This window comes from Achromobacter sp. FW305-C-13, from assembly GCF_058783475.1.
In genome coordinates this window covers 1,788,467-1,804,774 of the sequence record NZ_JBYSYN010000001.1, presented here as the reverse complement: position 1 = coordinate 1,804,774, position 16,308 = coordinate 1,788,467, and the positions used below count along the sequence as shown (strand labels likewise).

Annotated in this window: 16 protein-coding genes; 11 read left to right on the top strand and 5 right to left on the bottom strand. The window is 66.7% G+C overall.

The window, feature by feature from the left end; all coding sequences use genetic code 11:
- Positions 1 to 20: 20 nt before the first annotated feature.
- Positions 21 to 422 (top strand): DUF1801 domain-containing protein, encoded by a 402-nt coding sequence (locus AC3WMU_RS08075; RefSeq protein ID WP_280027502.1) that lies wholly within the window; start codon positions 21 to 23, stop codon positions 420 to 422.
- Between the two features lie 13 nt (positions 423 to 435).
- Here the strand turns inward: AC3WMU_RS08075 and AC3WMU_RS08070 are convergent, their stop codons facing one another.
- Together AC3WMU_RS08070 and AC3WMU_RS08065 are read right to left on the bottom strand one after the other, a co-directional pair.
- A complete protein-coding gene (locus tag AC3WMU_RS08070; RefSeq protein WP_492282154.1) occupies positions 436 to 2,595 on the bottom strand; it encodes an ABC transporter permease subunit in 2,160 nt (719 codons plus the stop codon).
- 63 nt (positions 2,596 to 2,658) lie between these two features.
- A complete protein-coding gene (locus AC3WMU_RS08065; protein WP_492282153.1) occupies positions 2,659 to 3,681 on the bottom strand; it encodes an amino acid ABC transporter substrate-binding protein in 1,023 nt (340 codons plus the stop codon).
- Positions 3,682 to 3,850: 169 nt separating this feature from the next.
- Between AC3WMU_RS08065 and AC3WMU_RS08060 the strand changes: the two genes are divergently transcribed.
- Genes AC3WMU_RS08060 through AC3WMU_RS08050 form a run of 3 tightly spaced genes read left to right on the top strand, consistent with a single transcriptional unit; the run spans position 3,851 to position 7,145 of the window.
- Positions 3,851 to 4,990 carry an aminotransferase class V-fold PLP-dependent enzyme gene (locus AC3WMU_RS08060; protein ID WP_424625933.1) on the top strand — a complete coding sequence of 380 codons (1,140 nt, stop codon included), beginning with the start codon at positions 3,851 to 3,853 and terminating at the stop codon, positions 4,988 to 4,990.
- Positions 4,991 to 5,026: 36 nt separating this feature from the next.
- Entirely contained in the window at positions 5,027 to 6,322 is a 1,296-nt protein-coding gene (locus tag AC3WMU_RS08055) for an O-acetylhomoserine aminocarboxypropyltransferase/cysteine synthase family protein (protein WP_006223226.1), read from the top strand.
- Positions 6,323 to 6,326: 4 nt separating this feature from the next.
- The gene (locus AC3WMU_RS08050) at positions 6,327 to 7,145 is read left to right on the top strand and encodes an alpha/beta fold hydrolase (protein WP_234818250.1); all 819 of its coding nucleotides are present in this window, start codon (positions 6,327 to 6,329) and stop codon (positions 7,143 to 7,145) included.
- A 36-nt stretch (positions 7,146 to 7,181) separates the two neighbouring features.
- On the opposite strand, the gene AC3WMU_RS08045 is transcribed toward AC3WMU_RS08050, so the two are convergent.
- Positions 7,182 to 8,111 (bottom strand): cupin domain-containing protein, encoded by a 930-nt coding sequence (locus AC3WMU_RS08045; RefSeq protein ID WP_492282152.1) that lies wholly within the window; start codon positions 8,109 to 8,111, stop codon positions 7,182 to 7,184.
- Between the two features lie 202 nt (positions 8,112 to 8,313).
- Between AC3WMU_RS08045 and AC3WMU_RS08040 the strand changes: the two genes are divergently transcribed.
- The 5 genes from AC3WMU_RS08040 to AC3WMU_RS08020 are packed head-to-tail and all read left to right on the top strand — an operon-like array spanning position 8,314 to position 12,861.
- Entirely contained in the window at positions 8,314 to 8,868 is a 555-nt protein-coding gene (locus AC3WMU_RS08040; RefSeq protein WP_492282151.1) for a carboxymuconolactone decarboxylase family protein, read from the top strand.
- The gene (locus tag AC3WMU_RS08035; protein WP_492282362.1) at positions 8,868 to 9,998 is read left to right on the top strand and encodes an acyl-CoA dehydrogenase family protein; all 1,131 of its coding nucleotides are present in this window, start codon (positions 8,868 to 8,870) and stop codon (positions 9,996 to 9,998) included. The genes AC3WMU_RS08040 and AC3WMU_RS08035 overlap by 1 nt, the downstream gene beginning before the upstream one ends.
- Positions 9,995 to 10,792 carry an ABC transporter ATP-binding protein gene (locus tag AC3WMU_RS08030; protein ID WP_492282150.1) on the top strand — a complete coding sequence of 266 codons (798 nt, stop codon included), beginning with the start codon at positions 9,995 to 9,997 and terminating at the stop codon, positions 10,790 to 10,792. Before AC3WMU_RS08035 ends, AC3WMU_RS08030 begins: the two co-directional genes overlap by 4 nt.
- Before the next feature lie 33 nt (positions 10,793 to 10,825).
- Positions 10,826 to 12,016 (top strand): ABC transporter substrate-binding protein, encoded by a 1,191-nt coding sequence (locus AC3WMU_RS08025; RefSeq protein ID WP_088588193.1) that lies wholly within the window; start codon positions 10,826 to 10,828, stop codon positions 12,014 to 12,016.
- Positions 12,013 to 12,861: an ABC transporter permease gene (locus AC3WMU_RS08020; protein ID WP_492282149.1), complete on the top strand. Its 849-nt coding sequence runs from the start codon at positions 12,013 to 12,015 to the stop codon at positions 12,859 to 12,861. The genes AC3WMU_RS08025 and AC3WMU_RS08020 overlap by 4 nt, the downstream gene beginning before the upstream one ends.
- Before the next feature lie 10 nt (positions 12,862 to 12,871).
- On the opposite strand, the gene AC3WMU_RS08015 is transcribed toward AC3WMU_RS08020, so the two are convergent.
- Positions 12,872 to 13,441, bottom strand: coding sequence for a surface-adhesin E family protein (locus AC3WMU_RS08015; protein WP_006223215.1), 570 nt, complete (start codon positions 13,439 to 13,441; stop codon positions 12,872 to 12,874).
- 146 nt (positions 13,442 to 13,587) lie between these two features.
- Here AC3WMU_RS08015 and AC3WMU_RS08010 point away from each other — a divergent pair, with 146 nt between their 5' ends.
- A complete protein-coding gene (locus tag AC3WMU_RS08010; RefSeq protein ID WP_488703244.1) occupies positions 13,588 to 14,904 on the top strand; it encodes a hypothetical protein in 1,317 nt (438 codons plus the stop codon).
- Positions 14,905 to 14,985: 81 nt separating this feature from the next.
- Complete coding sequence (locus AC3WMU_RS08005; RefSeq protein WP_492282148.1) at positions 14,986 to 15,516, top strand: hypothetical protein; 531 nt, start codon at positions 14,986 to 14,988, stop codon at positions 15,514 to 15,516.
- Positions 15,517 to 15,532: 16 nt separating this feature from the next.
- Here AC3WMU_RS08005 and AC3WMU_RS08000 read toward each other — a convergent pair whose 3' ends face one another.
- Entirely contained in the window at positions 15,533 to 16,222 is a 690-nt protein-coding gene (locus tag AC3WMU_RS08000; protein WP_424625925.1) for a GntR family transcriptional regulator, read from the bottom strand.
- Positions 16,223 to 16,308 lie beyond the last annotated feature (86 nt).

The window sequence follows — 16,308 nt, the reverse complement described above, 5'->3', positions numbered from 1 at the left end:
CAGCGACGAGGGCGACAGGCATGGCAACAAAGACCAGCAAGGCAGCCGGCGCGGAGCAGGACGCTACCGCTTCCGAGAAGATCGACGCCAGGATCCGCGAATTGGACGACTGGCGCGGCGACGCGCTGGCCCAGGTCAGAAAGTGGATCAAGCAGGCCGTCCCGGACGTGGCCGAAACCTGGAAATGGCGCGGGGTGCCGGTATGGGAGCATGGCGGCATCCTCTGCACGGGCGAAACCTACAAGGCGGCGGTGAAGCTGACCTTCGCCAAGGGGGCGGCGCTGGCCGATCCGGCGGGGCTGTTCAACGCCAGCCTGGAGGGCAACACGCGCCGCGCCATCGACATCCATGAAGGCGATAACATCGATGAAAAGGCGTTCAAGGCATTGATCAAGGCCGCCGCGGCGTTGAACAAGGGCTGAGTCGGCACGCATTCTAGGCGGCGCGGGCCTCCATCCGCCGCGCAACCTTCGACAACGCCAGGCTGGCCGCGAAATACAGCAGCGCCACCGCCAGATAGACTTCGACGTGGTAGGGCCGCCATTCGGTTCCGGCCACCACCGCCTTGGCCGCGCCCAGCACATCGAACACGCCGATGATGCTGACCAGGGATGTATCTTTGACGGCGCCCACGAAGACGCCCAGCGCGGCCGGCGCGGCAATGCGGCGGGCCTGCGGCCAGATGACCGAGGCATAGGCCGTGGCGGGGCGCATGCCCAGCGCCCGCGCCGCCATCATCTGGCCAGGCGGGATGGCTTGCAACGCGCCGCGCAGCACTTCGGCCAGCAGGCAAGCCGTGTGCAGTGTCAGTGCGGCCAGCGCCATGCTGAACTTCGAGACCCCGCCGCCCAGCAGCATGGGCAGCACAAAGGATGCGAACAGCAGTTGCGTCACCAGCGGAACGCCGCGCACGGCTTCAATCAGGCCGGCGGCAGCGAGCGAACCTGCGCGACTGCCGGAGCGGCGTAGCAGGGCCAGCGCAAAGGCCAGCGGCACGGCGGCGGCCAAGGCGGCGATGGCCAGGATCAACGTCACCAGCAAGCCGCCCCAGCGCTGCGGGCCGATCAGGACGCCGCCCCACGGCCAACCGGTCAGGGCGCTGATGACGATCAGCAACAGGATGGCCAGCGCTGCGGCGCGCGCGCGGGCGGGCAGGCGGCGCGCGCCCAGCGTCAAGCCGATTCCACCCAGTAGCGCCGCGCAGGCGATGAAGGCCGGGTAGCGGTCGGCGGGCGACATGGTGCCGAAGAAGAGCAGCGGCAGGTTTTCCCCCACGGCGGCCCAGCAGGCGCCGGCAGCGTTGGCGCAGGCCGCAGGGTCGCCCAGCCAGACGGCCCGTAACACGGCCCAGTCCAGCATTGTCCAGGCCGCCGCGGCCAGCAGCACGGCCAACACCGTCGACAGGACTTTGCCGCGCCACGGATGCGGGTTGCTTCCCGTTGCGCGCCACAAGGGGCGGTCGCTCAGTCGCGCGCCATGCGTGTCGCCGGGGCCGTGCCGGGTATTGCGCGCGTTCCACGCCGACAGGCCCCCGCCCAGCACTAGCGCCAGCGTCAGATAGACCGCCACGGCCAATGCAATGCCTTCCAGCGCCAGGCCGGTCTGGGTGATGGCGGTGTTGATGACGGCCATCAGTTCCTGGTAGCCGATCGCGATCGCCAGCGTGCTGTTCTTCACCAGAGCCAGGCACTGGTTTGCGTAGGGGGGCAGAGCGACGCGCGTGGCGTAGGGGGCGATCACCAGCCGCAGCACGCCCCAAGGCGCGAGGCCCATTGCCTGGCCGGCCTCGACCAGCCCGACGGGCACCGCGCGGACCGACGCGCGCACGATGTCGGCGATGTAGGCCGCATGAAAGACGACCAAACCGATCAGCAGCGCCGCGAATTCGATGCTGGGCTGCCAGCCGCCCTGCAGGCCCAAGCCGCGTTTGACCGGCAGGTCTACCTGCATGGCGGGCAGAAAGGCCCAGGCCAAGGCGGCGACGGCCAATGCGGCGAGTGCGGCGCCGTTGCCCCAGCGGCGCCTGGCACGCCAGCCCAGCGCCACGGCAAGCAGCAGGACGGCGGCGTACGGCAGCCAGCCCTGCACGGCGGGCAGCGCCAACCCACGGTTGGACAGCAGCACGGAAGGCAGCGGCGACCACGCTTGCCGCATGTCCGGCAGCCGCAGCAGCAAGCCGTACCAGACGAACAGTTGCAGCAGCACCGGCGTGTTGCGCAGCGGCGCGATGATGGCGGCGGCGCAGCGCGCGGCCAAGGCATGGGACGACAGGCGCATGAGGCCCAGCGCGATGCCCAACGCGGTCGCAAGCGGAATGGCCACGGCCGCTACGGTCAGCGTATTGACCAGGCCGGCCGCGATGGACATCCAGTAAGGATCGTCGGGCGAGACGGCGAGCAGGCTTTCCGAAATGCGAAAGCCCGCGGATTGGAACAGGAAGCCGAATCCGCCCTGGATGCCGCGCGCCGTCTGTACGGACTCAATGTGCAGCAGCAGCACGGCGGCTATGGCGCCCAGCGCCAGGATCCAGGCTACCGACGGCAGCCAGCGGCGCAGCGGGCCGGGAGGGGGGAAGGGAAGGGTCGTTGCAGTCATGATGGCCGGTGCCAATGCAAAAGGCGGGCCAAAGGCCCGCCTGCCGCGTTCAGGGGATCACACTCACTGGAACGGCGGCGAATACAGCAGGCCGCCCTGGTTCCACTGCGCGTTCAGGCCGCGGTCCAGCTTCAGCGGTGTGGCCGCGCCCAGGTTGCGGTCCCACACTTCGCCGTAGTTGCCCACGGCCTTGATGGCGTTCTTCGCCCAGCTTTCGTCCAGGCCGAAGCTCTTGCCGATGCCCGGCTCCACGCCCAGCAGGCGGCGTACTTGCGCGTCGGTGCTTTGCGTCTGGCTGTCGGCATTCTTCGCTGTGATACCCAGTTCTTCGGCGGCGACCAGCGCATTGACGGTCCAGCGCACGATGGCGGCCCAGTTGGCGTCATCCTGCCGCACGAACGGACCCAGCGGCGATTTGTTGATGCGCTCGGGCAAGATCACGAAATCGTCGGGCTTGCCGGCCCGCGCGGCGCGGCTGGCAGCCAACGTCGAGGCGTCCGACAGATAGACGTCGCAACGGCCCGCATAGAAAGCCTGCTCCAGTTCCACCAGGTTCTCGATCACCACCGGGCGGTACGTGAGCTTGTGCTTCTTGAAGTAGTCGACCAGGTTCTGTTCGTTGACCGTGCCAGGCTGCACGCAGACCTGCGCGCCATCCAGTTCGGTGGCGCTTTTCACGCCCAGCCTGCGCGGCACCAGGAAACCCTGGCCGTCATAGAAGACGATGCCGGCGGACACGATGCCCAGGCCCGCGTCGCGGCTGGACGTGATGGTCGTGTTGCGGTTCAGCACGTCGATCTCGCCCGACTGCAGCGCCGGAAAGCGCTGCTGCGAACTCAGCGGGACGAAGCGCGTTTTCTCGGGGTCACCCAACACGGCGGCGGCCAGCGCACGGCACAGGTCCGCGTCCAGGCCCGTCCAGCGGCCTTGCTTGTCGGCAATGGAAAGCCCCGCCGAACCCTGGCTGACGCCGCACACCAGTTCGCCGCGCTTCTTGATGGTGTCCACCGTGCCGGCGTGCGCCGCGCCGGCAATCGTCAGCGCCGCGGCGACGCCCGCCGCCTTGAAGAGTTGAGTCAATCGCATGCCGTTCCCGTATTGTGTGTATGCAAGAAAGGCATGAATTCTATGGGGCCGACGGCGTTTTTCGAGCGACTATATGGTCATATGAATATAAGAACTTAGCCTTATCCAGATTCGCGTCATATACCTAGAATTCCGGCATACCAAGTTGCATTCACACGGAAGGTCGCGCATGAGCTGGCAGGACGAATTCAGGCAGTTGTTTCCCATCACGCGTGACAAGGCCTACGCCAACATCGCCTACACCAGCCCGCTGTCGCCCAAGGTGGCGGACGCCGTCGCGGCCTTCTTCGATGGCATCACGCACGCCCGCAGCGACAAGCCGCAATGGCTGCGCGACGCCGATGCGCTGCGTGTGCGCCTGGCCCGCCTGATCGGCGGAGAGGCGCGCCGGCTGGCCTTCACCAAGAACACTACCGAAGGCTTGAACACCGTTGCGCAAGGCCTGGCCTGGCAGGACGGCGACAACCTGATCGTGGACGACCAGGAACATCCCACCAACGCCTTGCCCTGGCTGAACCTGCGCCGCCGCGGCGTGCAGGTGCGGGTGGCGCAAGCCCAATCGCACCGCTACACGGTCGATGATCTGTGGCAGCACGTGGACGCCCGCACCCGCCTGATCGCGGTGTCTTGGGTGCAGTACGGCACGGGTTTGCGCACCGACATCGCCGAACTGGGCCGCCGCTGCGCGGAACGCGGCATATGGCTGGTGGTCGACGGCATCCAGGGCGCGGGCCTGTTGCGCGCCCGCGTCGATGAATGGCGTGTGGACGCCTTCGCTTGCGGTGCGCACAAGGGCTTGCTGGGCCCGCTGGGTGTGGGGCTGCTGCATGTGTCGCCCAAGCTGCTGGACGCGCTGGATCCGCTGTACATCGGCCCGTCGGGCGTGACCACGCTGGACAAGACCGGCCTGCAATGGCAGGTGAGCGTGTCCGATGCAGGCGATGCCCGGCGGCTGGAAACCGGCAACCTCAACTATCCCGGCATCGCCGGCTGGGCCGGCGCTTTGGACCTGATCGAAGGCGCGCAACCCGAGCGCATCGAACCCTGGGTCCTGGAACTGTCGCAAGCGCTCAGCGAGGGCTTGCGCGCATTGGGCGCGCACGTGGTGTCGCCGCCCAACGCCGCGCTGCGCAGCACCACCACGGCATTGCGCGTGGCCGATCCCGCCGCCGCCTTGGCCCATTTGAGCCAAGCGGGCGTGGTGGCCAGCGTAGTGGAGTATGGTTACGTGCGCTTGTCCGTCGGCGCCTATAACAATCATGCAGACGTTGAACGCATCTTGCGCGCCGTGCGCGCGCTTGCCGTCTGATCTGAATCATCAATAACGCATCTCCTGGAGAGACACATGACTGAACCGAAGAAGCCCAATTGGCGCCTGGAAACCGTTGCCGTGCATGGCGGCTACCGCCCCGATCCGACGACGCGCGCCGTTGCCGTGCCCATCTATCAGACGGTTGCCTACGCGTTCGACGATACGCAGCATGGCGCCGACCTGTTCGATCTGAAGGTGCCGGGCAACATCTATACCCGCATCATGAACCCCACGACCGACGTGCTGGAGCAGCGCGTGGCGGCGCTGGAAGGCGGCATTGCCGCGCTGGCGCTGGCCTCGGGCCAGGCCGCGGTCACCTACGCCATCCTGACGATTGCCGAAGCGGGCGACAACATCGTCTCGTCCAGCACGCTGTACGGCGGCACCTACAACCTGTTCGCACACACGCTGCCCCAGTACGGCATCACCACGCGCTTTGCCAACCCCAGCGATCTGGCCGCTTTTGAAGCGCAGATCGATGACCGCACCAAGGCCATCTTCGCGGAATCGGTCGGCAACCCGCTGGGCAACATCACCGACATCGCCGCGCTGGCCGACGTGGCCCACCGCCACGGCCTGCCGCTGATCGTGGACAACACCGTACCGTCGCCGTACCTGCTGCGCCCGATCGAGCACGGCGCGGACATCGTGGTGCAGTCGTTGACCAAATACCTGGGCGGCCACGGCACCAGCCTGGGCGGCGCCATCATCGACTCCGGCAAGTTCCCGTGGGCCGAACACAAGGCGCGCTTCAAGCGCCTGAACGAACCCGACGTCAGCTACCACGGCGTGGTCTACACCGAAGCCTTCGGCGCCGCTGCCTACATCGGCCGTGCGCGTGTCGTGCCGCTGCGCAACACGGGCGCGGCGATCTCGCCGTTCAACTCGTTCCAGATCTTGCAAGGCATTGAAACGCTGGCGCTGCGCGTGGACCGCATCGTCGAGAACGCCGTCAAGGTCGCCAACTTCCTGCGCGAGCATCCGAAGGTGGAATGGGTGAACTACGCCGGCCTGCCGGATCACCCCGACCACGCGCTGGCGAAGAAGTATCTGGGCGGCAAGGTTCCGGGCCTGTTCACGTTTGGCGTGAAGGGCGGCCGCGATGCCGGTGCGCGCTTCCAGGATGCCTTGCAGCTGTTCACGCGTCTGGTCAACATCGGTGACTCCAAGTCGCTGGCCACGCACCCCGCCTCCACCACGCACCGCCAGCTGAATCCCGAAGAGCTGCAAAAGGCCGGCGTGCGCGAAGAGACCGTCCGCCTGTCTATCGGCATCGAACACATCGATGACCTGATCGCCGACCTGGAACAGGCGCTGGCGCAGGTGTAATGCAATGACGATGATTCCCCGCAGAACCCTGTTGAAACTGGCCGCCGGGCTGCCCGCCCTGGCGGCGGGGTCGGCGGCGCTTGCCGCCGCGCCGGCCAAGAAGGCCAAGACCTATGTGCTGGCGCATGGTTCCTGGCACGGCGGCTGGTGCTGGCGCCCGGTAGCGGATCGCCTGCAGGCGGCCGGCCATCGCGTCTACGCGCCCAGCTATACCGGCATGGGCGACCGCGCCCACCTGCTGAACAAGGGCATCACCATCGATACCTTCGTCGAAGATCTGGTTCAGGTCATCGAAACGGAAGAGTTGAATGAGGTGATCCTGGTGGGCCACAGCTTCGGTGGCATTCCCATCACCGGCGTGGCCGACCGCATTCCCGAGCGCCTGGCGCACCTGGTGTACTTCGACGCCATCGTGCTGCAAAGCGGCCAGAATGCGTTTTCGGTCTACCCGAAGGCGGATGCCGACGCGCGCATCGCCGCAGCCTCGAAGGCCACCGGCGGCCTGGCCGTGCCGATCCCGGATCCGATTCCCGCGGCTTGGGGATTCACCCCGGGCAGCGCGGACTACGAATGGGTCAAACGCCGCCTGACCGCGCATCCGCTGGCCAGCTACACCACGCCGCTGACGTTGAAGAATCCCATCGGCAACGGGCGTCCGCGCACCTATATCCATTGCACGCAGCCTGAACTGGCGGTGCTGGAAGAATCGCGCAAGCTGGTGAAGTCGCAGCAGGGTTGGAAGTGGGTGGACATCGCCGCCCCGCACGAGGCGCACATCACGCATCCCGGCGTGCTGGCGGAACTGCTGCTGGGCTTGGGCTAAAGCTGGGCTAAAGCTGGGCTAAAGCGCCGGCGGGTTCTAGCCCACGGCGGGGCCGCGCTTGCGCCACGCCGAAGGCGCGACCCCCTCCGTACGCTGGAACACGCGGCTGAACGCGGCTTGGGATTGATACCCCACGCGTTCGGCCGCGTCCTGGATGCCCATGCCCTGGCTCAGGTGGCGGCGCGCAACGCGCATGCGCAATCGTTGCAGCAGCTGCGCGGGTGTCGTGCCGCTTTGCAGGGTGAAGCGCCGATGGAACGTCGCCTTGGACATATGCAGGCGGTCCGCCATGTCCTGCATGCTCCACGCGGCGGCAGGATCCTCCAGGATGGCCTGAAGCAGGCCCGCCATCGCCGGGTCCCGCGCCAGCACGAACAAGCCATAGGCCTGCCGGTCGTGGATGGCCAGATGGCGCAGCATGAAGAAGATCAGCAGGTCCGTCAGCCGTTCAAGCACTACGGGCGACGCACCCGGTTCGCGCGCCGTTTCCCCCAGGATCAATTCGAAAACACTGCGCGCCGTGCGGAAGCGTTCGTCGTCGGCGCGCAGCACCAGGTAGTCGGGCAGCGTATCGGCCAGCAGGTCGGCCAACCCGGGGCGGAACTGGAAAAACCCGCAGGCCAGTCCCGTGCTGTCGGCCTGGCGCGGCAGCAGCGGCTCCATGGCCGCGCACAAGGCACTGGCGGAGGCGGGCGGATTCAGCGGCGTCAAGGCATGCGGGATGTCGCGCAGGAAGAAGATGCCGTCGCCCGCAGCCAGCGTCAGCGCATCTTGCCCGTCGCCCAGGTCCACCCGGCAGCGGCCGTGCAGGATCAGATGGAAACTGGCGCGCGCCCGCCCGCTGGTGCTGGCGGACCAATTGCCGCAGTATTGCCCCAGGTGATACAAGCTGGATTGGACTTCCAGGCTGGACAGCAACAGGGCGTCGACGGCGGCTTGGTCGGTATGGTCGGGTGTGAAAGGCAAAGTAGAGGGCCGGGTAGGGGCGTCAAACTGATCCGGTCGGAATGCCGTCGCAGTTTGGGGGGATGATGGAAGATCGAATCCGGTTATAAGCGCATAGCTGAAAGTCGATAAGATCTAGCATCAAGTTGCGATCTTCGTGCATTGTCGCTTGCCGCCGGGCACCCGCACAATATGCTTTTCCCCGATACACCAGGAGATCTTCATGGCCCGTCTGCCCGTCCACACCGCGCAAAGCGCTCCCGAACCCACGCGCGCCGCGCTGGCCGCCGCGGAACAGGCTTCGGGATACCTGTCCAATCTGCTGGGGGTGCTGGCCAACGCACCCGTCGCGCTGGAGGCCTACCAGACGCTGTCGCAGATCAATGCGCGCGCCGGCCTCACCTTGCAGGAACGCGAAGTGGTTCAACTGGTGGCGGGCACCCGCCATGGCTGCACGTTCTGCGTGGCCGGCCATACGGCGCTGGCCCGCAACAAGGCGCGGTTGTCGCCCGAAGTCGTGGACGCGCTGCGCGCCCAGGGCGTGGTGCCCGATGAACGCCTGCAGGCCTTGGCGGCCTTCACCGAAGCCGTGATCCAGACGCGCGGCCGTGTCACTGACGAGGCCCTGCAGGCCCTGCGCGAAGCCGGCTTCACGGACGGCAACGCGCTGGAAGTGATTGTGGGCGTCGGGCTGGCCACCATCTGCAACTTCGGCAACAACCTGGCCCAGACGCCGCTGAATGACCAATTGCGTGACTACGCCTGGAGCGGCGCGTGATGGCGGGGCAACCGCTTAGCGCAGTCTCCACCTCGGGCTGGAGCTTGCCCCTGGACTTGGCGGCATGGCTGGACCAGCATGCCGATGCTCTGGACGACGGCAGCCTGGACGCCGCCACGGTGCTGCCCCGGCTGGCCGACGCGGGCCTCTTCCGAATCGGCGTGCCGGCGGATCAGGGCGGTTTGCCGGGCACCGACATCGGCGATGCGATCGAGGCCGTTTCCCAGGTGGCCGAGCGGTCGGTCGCCAGCGCCTTCGTAGCCTGGAGCCAGCGCGTCTTCATCGAATACCTGCTGCGCAGCCCGAATACGGCCTTGGCCAACGCCTGGATGAGGCCGCTGCTGGCCGGCGAACACGCCGGCGCCACCGCGCTGTCCAACGCCATGAAATTCCTGTCGGGCATCGAGTCCCTGCAGATCAGCGCCCGGCAAGCCAATGGCCAATGGGTGCTGGATGGCCGCATGCCGTGGGTGACCAACTTGCGCCCGCAAGGCTTTTTAGTGGCCGCCGCCGTCACCGCGCCGGATGGCACGCCTGCCGTGGTGGCGCTGCCGCACGACATCGCCGGCCTCGCCCGCAGCCCCGACCTGTCCTTGTTGGCCCTGCAATCCAGCAACACGGCGGCGCTGGCAGTGCAGGGCGTGCGTATCGGCCCGGAATGGTTGATCCATCCGGATGCCCGGCAGTATTTGCCGCGCGCCCGGCCGGCGTTCGCCGGGCTGCAATGCGGCCTGTCCATCGGACTGGCGCGCCGCGCCCTGCAGGCCGCCACGCAAACTGGCCAAGGCCAGGCATCGCGCGGCATCCTGGGCGAGCCGCTGCAAGCCCTGCACGCGCAGGTCGAAGCGCTTAGCGCCAGCTTGATCGCCGGCGTGCGCAGCGAACGCTTCGTGGCCGAACCCTGGGCCTTGTTCGAAATCCGCATCGCGCTGGCGGAAGCGGCCCATGAAGCGGTGCAGCTGGAATTGCAGGCCAGCGGCGGCGCGGCCTATCTGAAGCCTGCCGGTGCCGGTTTCGCCCGGCGCTGGCGCGAAGCCGCGTTCCTGCCGATCGTCACGCCGAGTCTGGTCCAGTTGAAGACCGAGCTGGCCAAACGTCAGGCCAAACTCGCTGCCGAGGCCGCCGCATGACGGGCGGCGCGCCGCCGGTATTGCAGGCGCGCGGCCTGGCGTTGCGCTATCCCGGCGCGGCGGCTCCGGTGTTTCATGACGTGGACCTGGATCTGGCACGCGGCGAAGTGGTGGCCGTGCTGGGCGCCAGCGGGGCGGGCAAGTCCAGCCTGCTGCGCGTGCTGGCCGGGCTGCAGGCCGCGACCGCTGGGTCGCTGTTGATGGAAGGCTCGCCCTTGACGGGCGTGCATCCCCGCGTGGCCGTGGCGTTCCAGGACCCCAGCCTGTTGCCTTGGCTGTCTCTGGAACGCAATGTGGCCTTCGGCCTGGATTTCAAGCATCAACCCGCGCTGACGGATAGCCAGCGCCGGACGCGGGTGGACCAAGCCATCGACGAAGTTGGCCTGTCGCACGCGCGGCACCTGCGCCCGGCGCAGTTGTCCGGCGGCATGGCGCAGCGCACCGCGTTGGCGCGATGCCTGGCTCGCCAGCCGTCGGTGCTGCTGCTGGACGAACCCTTCGGCGCGCTGGACGAAGTGACGCGCAGCGAGATGCAGGCGCTGCTGCGCAAGGTGGTGGCCGACTTCCAGACCGCCGCCGTCCTGATCACGCACGATATCGACGAAGCGCTGGTGCTTGCCGACCGGATCGTGCTGCTGGGCGGCGTGCCTGGCCGCATCCTGGGCGTATGGCAGGTCGATCTGCCGCACCCGCGCGCCGACCTGTTGCCCGAAATGGGCGCGCTGCGCCTGGAAATCCTGACCCGCTTGCGTGCTGCGCTGCGGGCCGTGCGCGGCGATGCCGTGCACGTTTGAACTGACGTTTGACCCCTTGCTAGGAGCTCATTGATGTGCCTGGAACACATGTCGCGTCGCGACTGGTTGAAACTCTCGGCCCTGCTGACGGCAGGCGGCGCAACCTCATTGCTGTCGGCGTTCAACGCCCGTGCACAAAGCGAGCCCGACGCGCCAGTGCGCATCGGCTATTTGCCCATCACCGACGCCGCGCCGCTGCTGGTGGCGCATAACAACGGCCTGTTCGACAAGGCCGGCGTCAAGGCGGAAAAGCCCACGCTGCTGCGCAGCTGGGCGCAGGTGATCGAGGCCTTCATCTCGGGCCAGGTGAATGTGGTGCACCTGCTGTCGCCGATGACGGTCTGGGCGCGCTTCGGCAGCAAGGTCCCGGCCAAGGTCGTGGCCTGGAACCACGTGGGCGGATCGGGCCTGACGGTGGCGCCCGCCATCAACAACGTCAAGGAACTGGGCGGCAAGACGGTCGCCATTCCGTTCTGGTATTCCATCCACAACGTCATGCTGCAGTATCTGCTGCGCGAGAACGGCCTGACGCCCGTGGCGCGGAAAGACGGGTCGGTCGGCGCAAACGAAGTCAACCTGATCGTCATGGCGCCGGCCGACATGCCGCCCGCGCTGGCGCAGAACCGCATCGCCGGTTACATCGTGGCCGAACCCTTCAACGCGGTCGCTGAGACCCTGGGCGTGGGCAAGGTGCTGCGTTTTACCGGCGACGTCTGGCGCAATCATGCGTGCTGCGTGGTCTTCATGCACGAGCGCGACCTGGAGCAACGCCCGGAGTGGTCGCAAAAGGTGGTGGACGCCATCGTGCAGGCGCAACTGTGGATACGCGACAACCGCGCCGAAACCGCCCAGCTGCTGTCCAAGGAAGGCATTAACCGCTATACGCCGCACGGCCTGCCGGCGCTGACCAAGGTGCTGGCGCCGCCCGCGTCCGACCGCGAGGGGTACCTGGGCACTGGCGCCATCCGCCACGCTGACTGGGACGAACGGCGCATCGACTTCCAACCCTATCCGTTCCCCAGCTATACCGAGGAACTGGTGCGCCGCCTGCGCGACACGCTGATCGAGGCCGATCGGGGTTTCCTGGCCGACCTGGACCCGGCACGCGCCGCGCGTGAGCTGGTTGACGACCGTTACGTCAAACGCGCGATCGAATCCGTGGGCGGGTTGAACCGCTTCGGCTTCCCGGACGCCTATACGCGGACCGAAATGGTGCAGGCGTGACGGCTCGCGAGTCCGTCGCTGGCTCGCAAGGGCACGCCGCCGTTGCTCCGGCCGGATCATCCGCCAAACCGGCCAGTCGTGCCGGTAACGCCGGCCTGTGCCTGGGCGGGCGGTGCGCGCTGGGGCTGGCCGGCTTGGCGGCCTTGCTGGCGCTGTGGTGGCTAGGCACCGACGTCTTCTCGCCCGCAGGCGGCATGGCGCGGCGCTTTTCGCCCGGCGCCACGTTCGTCAGCCTGGGCGAACTGCTGACCGCATCGGACTTGCCCATGCATATCCTGGTCAGCCTGCGGCGCATCGCCGTGGGGCTGGGCTTTGCGCTATTGATCGGCGTGCCGCTCGGGCTGGCAATCGGCAGTTGGCGGCGGCTGGAGGCCGCGGTGTCGCCCGCCATGCAGTTCCTGCGCATGATCTCGCCGCTTTCCTGGATGCCGATTGCGGTGATGGTGTTCGGCGTGGGCGACGACCCCGTCTATTTCCTGCTGACCTTCGCGGCGGTCTGGCCCATCGTGCTGAACACCGCGGCTGGCGTGCAGCAGCTGGATCCCCGTTGGCTGCAACTGGCCCAAAGCGTGGCCGCCACGCGCTGGGAGACCTTGCGCAGCGTGATCCTGCCCGGCGTGCTGGGCCATATCCTGACCGGGGTGCGCCTGGCCATCGGCATCCTTTGGATCGTGCTGGTGCCTTGCGAAATGCTGGGCGTGTCTGCGGGAATGGGATATTTCATCCTGGACACGCGTGATCGGCTGGCCTATTCCGAGCTGATGGCCATGGTGCTGATGATCGGGGTGCTGGGCTTCCTGCTGGATGCGGCGGCGCGGGCGCTGTACCGCTATTGGCGCGGATAGGGCGTCAAGCCTACTTGCGCACGGTCTTGCCCGGGGGCGGGCAGACCATCGCGCGCAGTTTGCGCTGGACGGGGTCGCGCGCCACCGGCGCGTTGTGGATGCCCGCCACCGGAATCGATTCCACCAGCGCGCCCGTGGCATTGCTGCCGGCGTAATGCCGGGTTTCCGTGACGGTATAGGTGTTGGCGCTGCAGTTCAGCAGAACGGGCTGCGACACCGAACCATACGACTGGCCGGTCGTCTCCGACACGCGCGGCTGCGCATAGAACCACGCGACCGTCACCGCCATTACGACCGGCCGGTCGGTCATCGGCGCAATCGACGCCGTGTCGTAGAAGACGCCGGGCATCGCCTGCGGATCCAGTGGCGTCCATGCCGGGCCGTCGCCGAAGATGATGTTCGACACGTCCAGGTTCCGAGGCACGATATTGACGGCGCAGGCATCGGGCGGAATCGGGTCCCCTTCACGCACGGTCACGGCCTGGCAGACGTCGGGCGGCGCGGCAGTTGCCGTTTGCATCCAACCGGCCGTCCCCAGCATAGCCAGGGCCAGGGCGAAGCGTGCGTGCCTTGCGATCATGTCGGGTTTCCGTGTGCAGCCGGGTGCGGCGTGAGAGTATGTCACGCCAGTATAGAGAACGATGTGCGACACGCTATAGTTTCGTCAATTTCCTAAAAGTCGCCGGCCAGATGGCGGGCGCCCACGCATCAGGATGCTTTGCAGCCATGAACCTTAGACTGCTTGCCAGCGGCGCCGCGATCGCGGTCGCGGGGATCATCGGCTATGGCATCTATCAACTGGTGCCCCTGGGCCAGCCGCTTGCGCGCAGCGAGGTGATCGGCGAACTCAACGGCCCGCCATTTGCTTTGTCGTCCCGGGTGTCCCTGCAACGGTTCGGCGAACGCCAATTGCTGATCGGCCAACGGCTGGTCTCGGGCAAAGAGATGGCCGCACTGGAAAAGGCGCCGCTGCTGGACACGCTGGTGCCTGCCCTGAACACGCGCCCTCAGAATCCGTGGCAGCTGGCCGACACGCGCAATCTGATCTATGGCGGGCAGGGCACGGGCGTGTTTGAACTGCTGGGTTCGATCAGCGGCGACACGGGCGTCAGCCTGATCGGTTCGCCCCAAGGCCGTACGCTGTACCTGATCACGGGCACGCCGCGCAGCGCCGCCGCACCGACCGGGGGCGAGCCCCCAGCCGCGTGGGAAACGCTGCGTTCTGATGACTTGGGCAAGACCTGGACTTACGACCCGGACGTGACGCTGGGGCCACCGCTGCAGTTCACCGTATTCCTGACCCAGGATCGCGTCATCGCCCTGGAGCGGCACGACGCCGGCCAACGCCTCTTGGTCAGCGAAGACGGCGCCAGGCGCTGGTCGGCCACCTTGCTGGACGAGCAGGTCTGGCCCGACGCGCAAGCCTTCGACCGCGCCTTCCAGGAAAAAGCCGGCATGGACGGCGGCCAATTGGCCTATGACTGGTCGCTGTACCCCCTGGACGAGAGACGCGCCGTGGGCTGGAGCTGGCGCACGCGAATCAGCCTGAATGCGTCGGAAAAGAATGAAGTGCTGGAAACCCGGCGGTTCGAAGTGGAGTTCCAGGACGGCGCCTCACCCGCCTTCCGCATCACGCCGCACGTGCCACCGGTCCCCGCGCCGGCACCCGATGCGCGCTATACCCGAGGGGAAGCCGTGTTCGAGACCTCGGGCAACGCCATCTACGAACTGGATCAGGCCGAACGCGTCTGGAACGAGCGTTCGGCGTCGCCCACGGTGCAGGGCAAACCCAGCTGGATCGGCGATGCCTGGTTCGGCCACAAGGCCTGGGTGATCAAGACCTACGCGGACCATTTGTTTTCATTCAACGAATACACCAAAACCTATTTCACGACGCGAGACCAGGGCAAGACCTGGCGTCCGTTCCAGGTTCCGCAGGACGTGGAAACGGGCTTGTTGGGCATGGACGCGTCGGGCGAAGCCTTACTGTCGCTGGCGGAGCGGGATGGGAAGACGGTGATCCGGCGGTATCCGCTGGATTGAGGTGGCAGGACGTTTTTCTCGTTGGAATTCAAGGCAATAGACAACTCTCTTCACATTACCTCGGGTGATGCAATGGAATGCTTGTTCGCTAAGATTGACGACACGTTTTCTCGCCCGCTTCGCCGGGTAACGGCGGCCACCTTTTTGACGCTCGCGTCCAGCCTGTTTTGGTCAACGCCAGCCTCCGCTGCAGACGAATCAGCCTACGCGGCGGCCCTGAGGTTTGTCGAGGAACAGCAGGTCGGCAGAAACCTGCCGATGATGGCCCGGAAAACCATCTCCAGTACCGTCACGTATCGCGGGATGGTATCGAAACTGGGGCAAAGCAAGGCCGACCGTTACGTCGAAACGGAACTGGCGGGGGCGCTGCCCAAATATCAGCCCAGGTGGAACGAGACGCTTGCCGCCTCATATTCAAAATTCTTTAGCGCGGACGAATTGAATTCGTTGCGGCGCGAGGGGAAGTCGTCTTCGGTCGTGCCCAAGCTGACGCGCGTGTGGGATGAGCTCGGCAGGGAAATGAAGGAGCAGGGGGCGTCCATCCTGGTGGCGTACACGTCCGAAGCGCTGACCGCGGCATTCAAGAAATCGGCCGACGACGGCACGCGGTAACCCGCGCCGCGACGCATCACTCCGCCAGCACGTATTCCGGATAGCGCTTGCAGATCTCTGCGACCTGGCTGAGCGTGCCGGACAGGTGTTCCCGCAGCACGTGCTGCGCCCGCCCAGGCTCCTGCGCCACGATGGCATCCAGCAGGCGCTGGTGGTCGTCCATGATGCGTTCGGCCTTGCCGGCCTCGGGCAGATGCAGTCGGCGCAAGCGGTCCAGGTGGCCGCTGTAGCGTTGCTCCAGTTCCCAAAGGCTGGTCACGCCGGCGGCCGCATGCATGTCGCGATGGAAGGCCTGGTCGGCGTCGATGAACTGCTGGTATTCGCCATTGGCATGGCTGACGCGTTGCAGGTCGATGCTGGCTTGCAGGCGCTTGTGCAGCACCGGGTCGGGCCGTTGCGCCAACAGGTGCACGATCTCCAGTTCCAGGGATTGGCGCAGGAAATGGGCCTGCCGGGCGGCGGGGATATCGATGCGGCTGACGACGGTGGTGTGCTGCGGATAGATCTCGACCAGCGCTTCTTCGGCCAGGCGCATGAGGGCGTCGCGGATGGGCGTCTGGCTCAGTCCGTAGGTTTCCGCCAGCGTGATGCGCGATAACGCGGTGCCCGGGGCGAGTTCCAGCGACACGATTTGTTCGCGTAAGTGTTCAAAGACCTGGGGTGCGGCGTGGCGCGACCGGTCCAGTCTGAGCTTTTGGCTTTGCATCCGAAGGCGTGTCGGGAGTACGGTGGTCGAAGCCCGCAGTGTAGCGGGTTTTTACCTAGCTGACGCACTAATGTATTAGTGTTTAA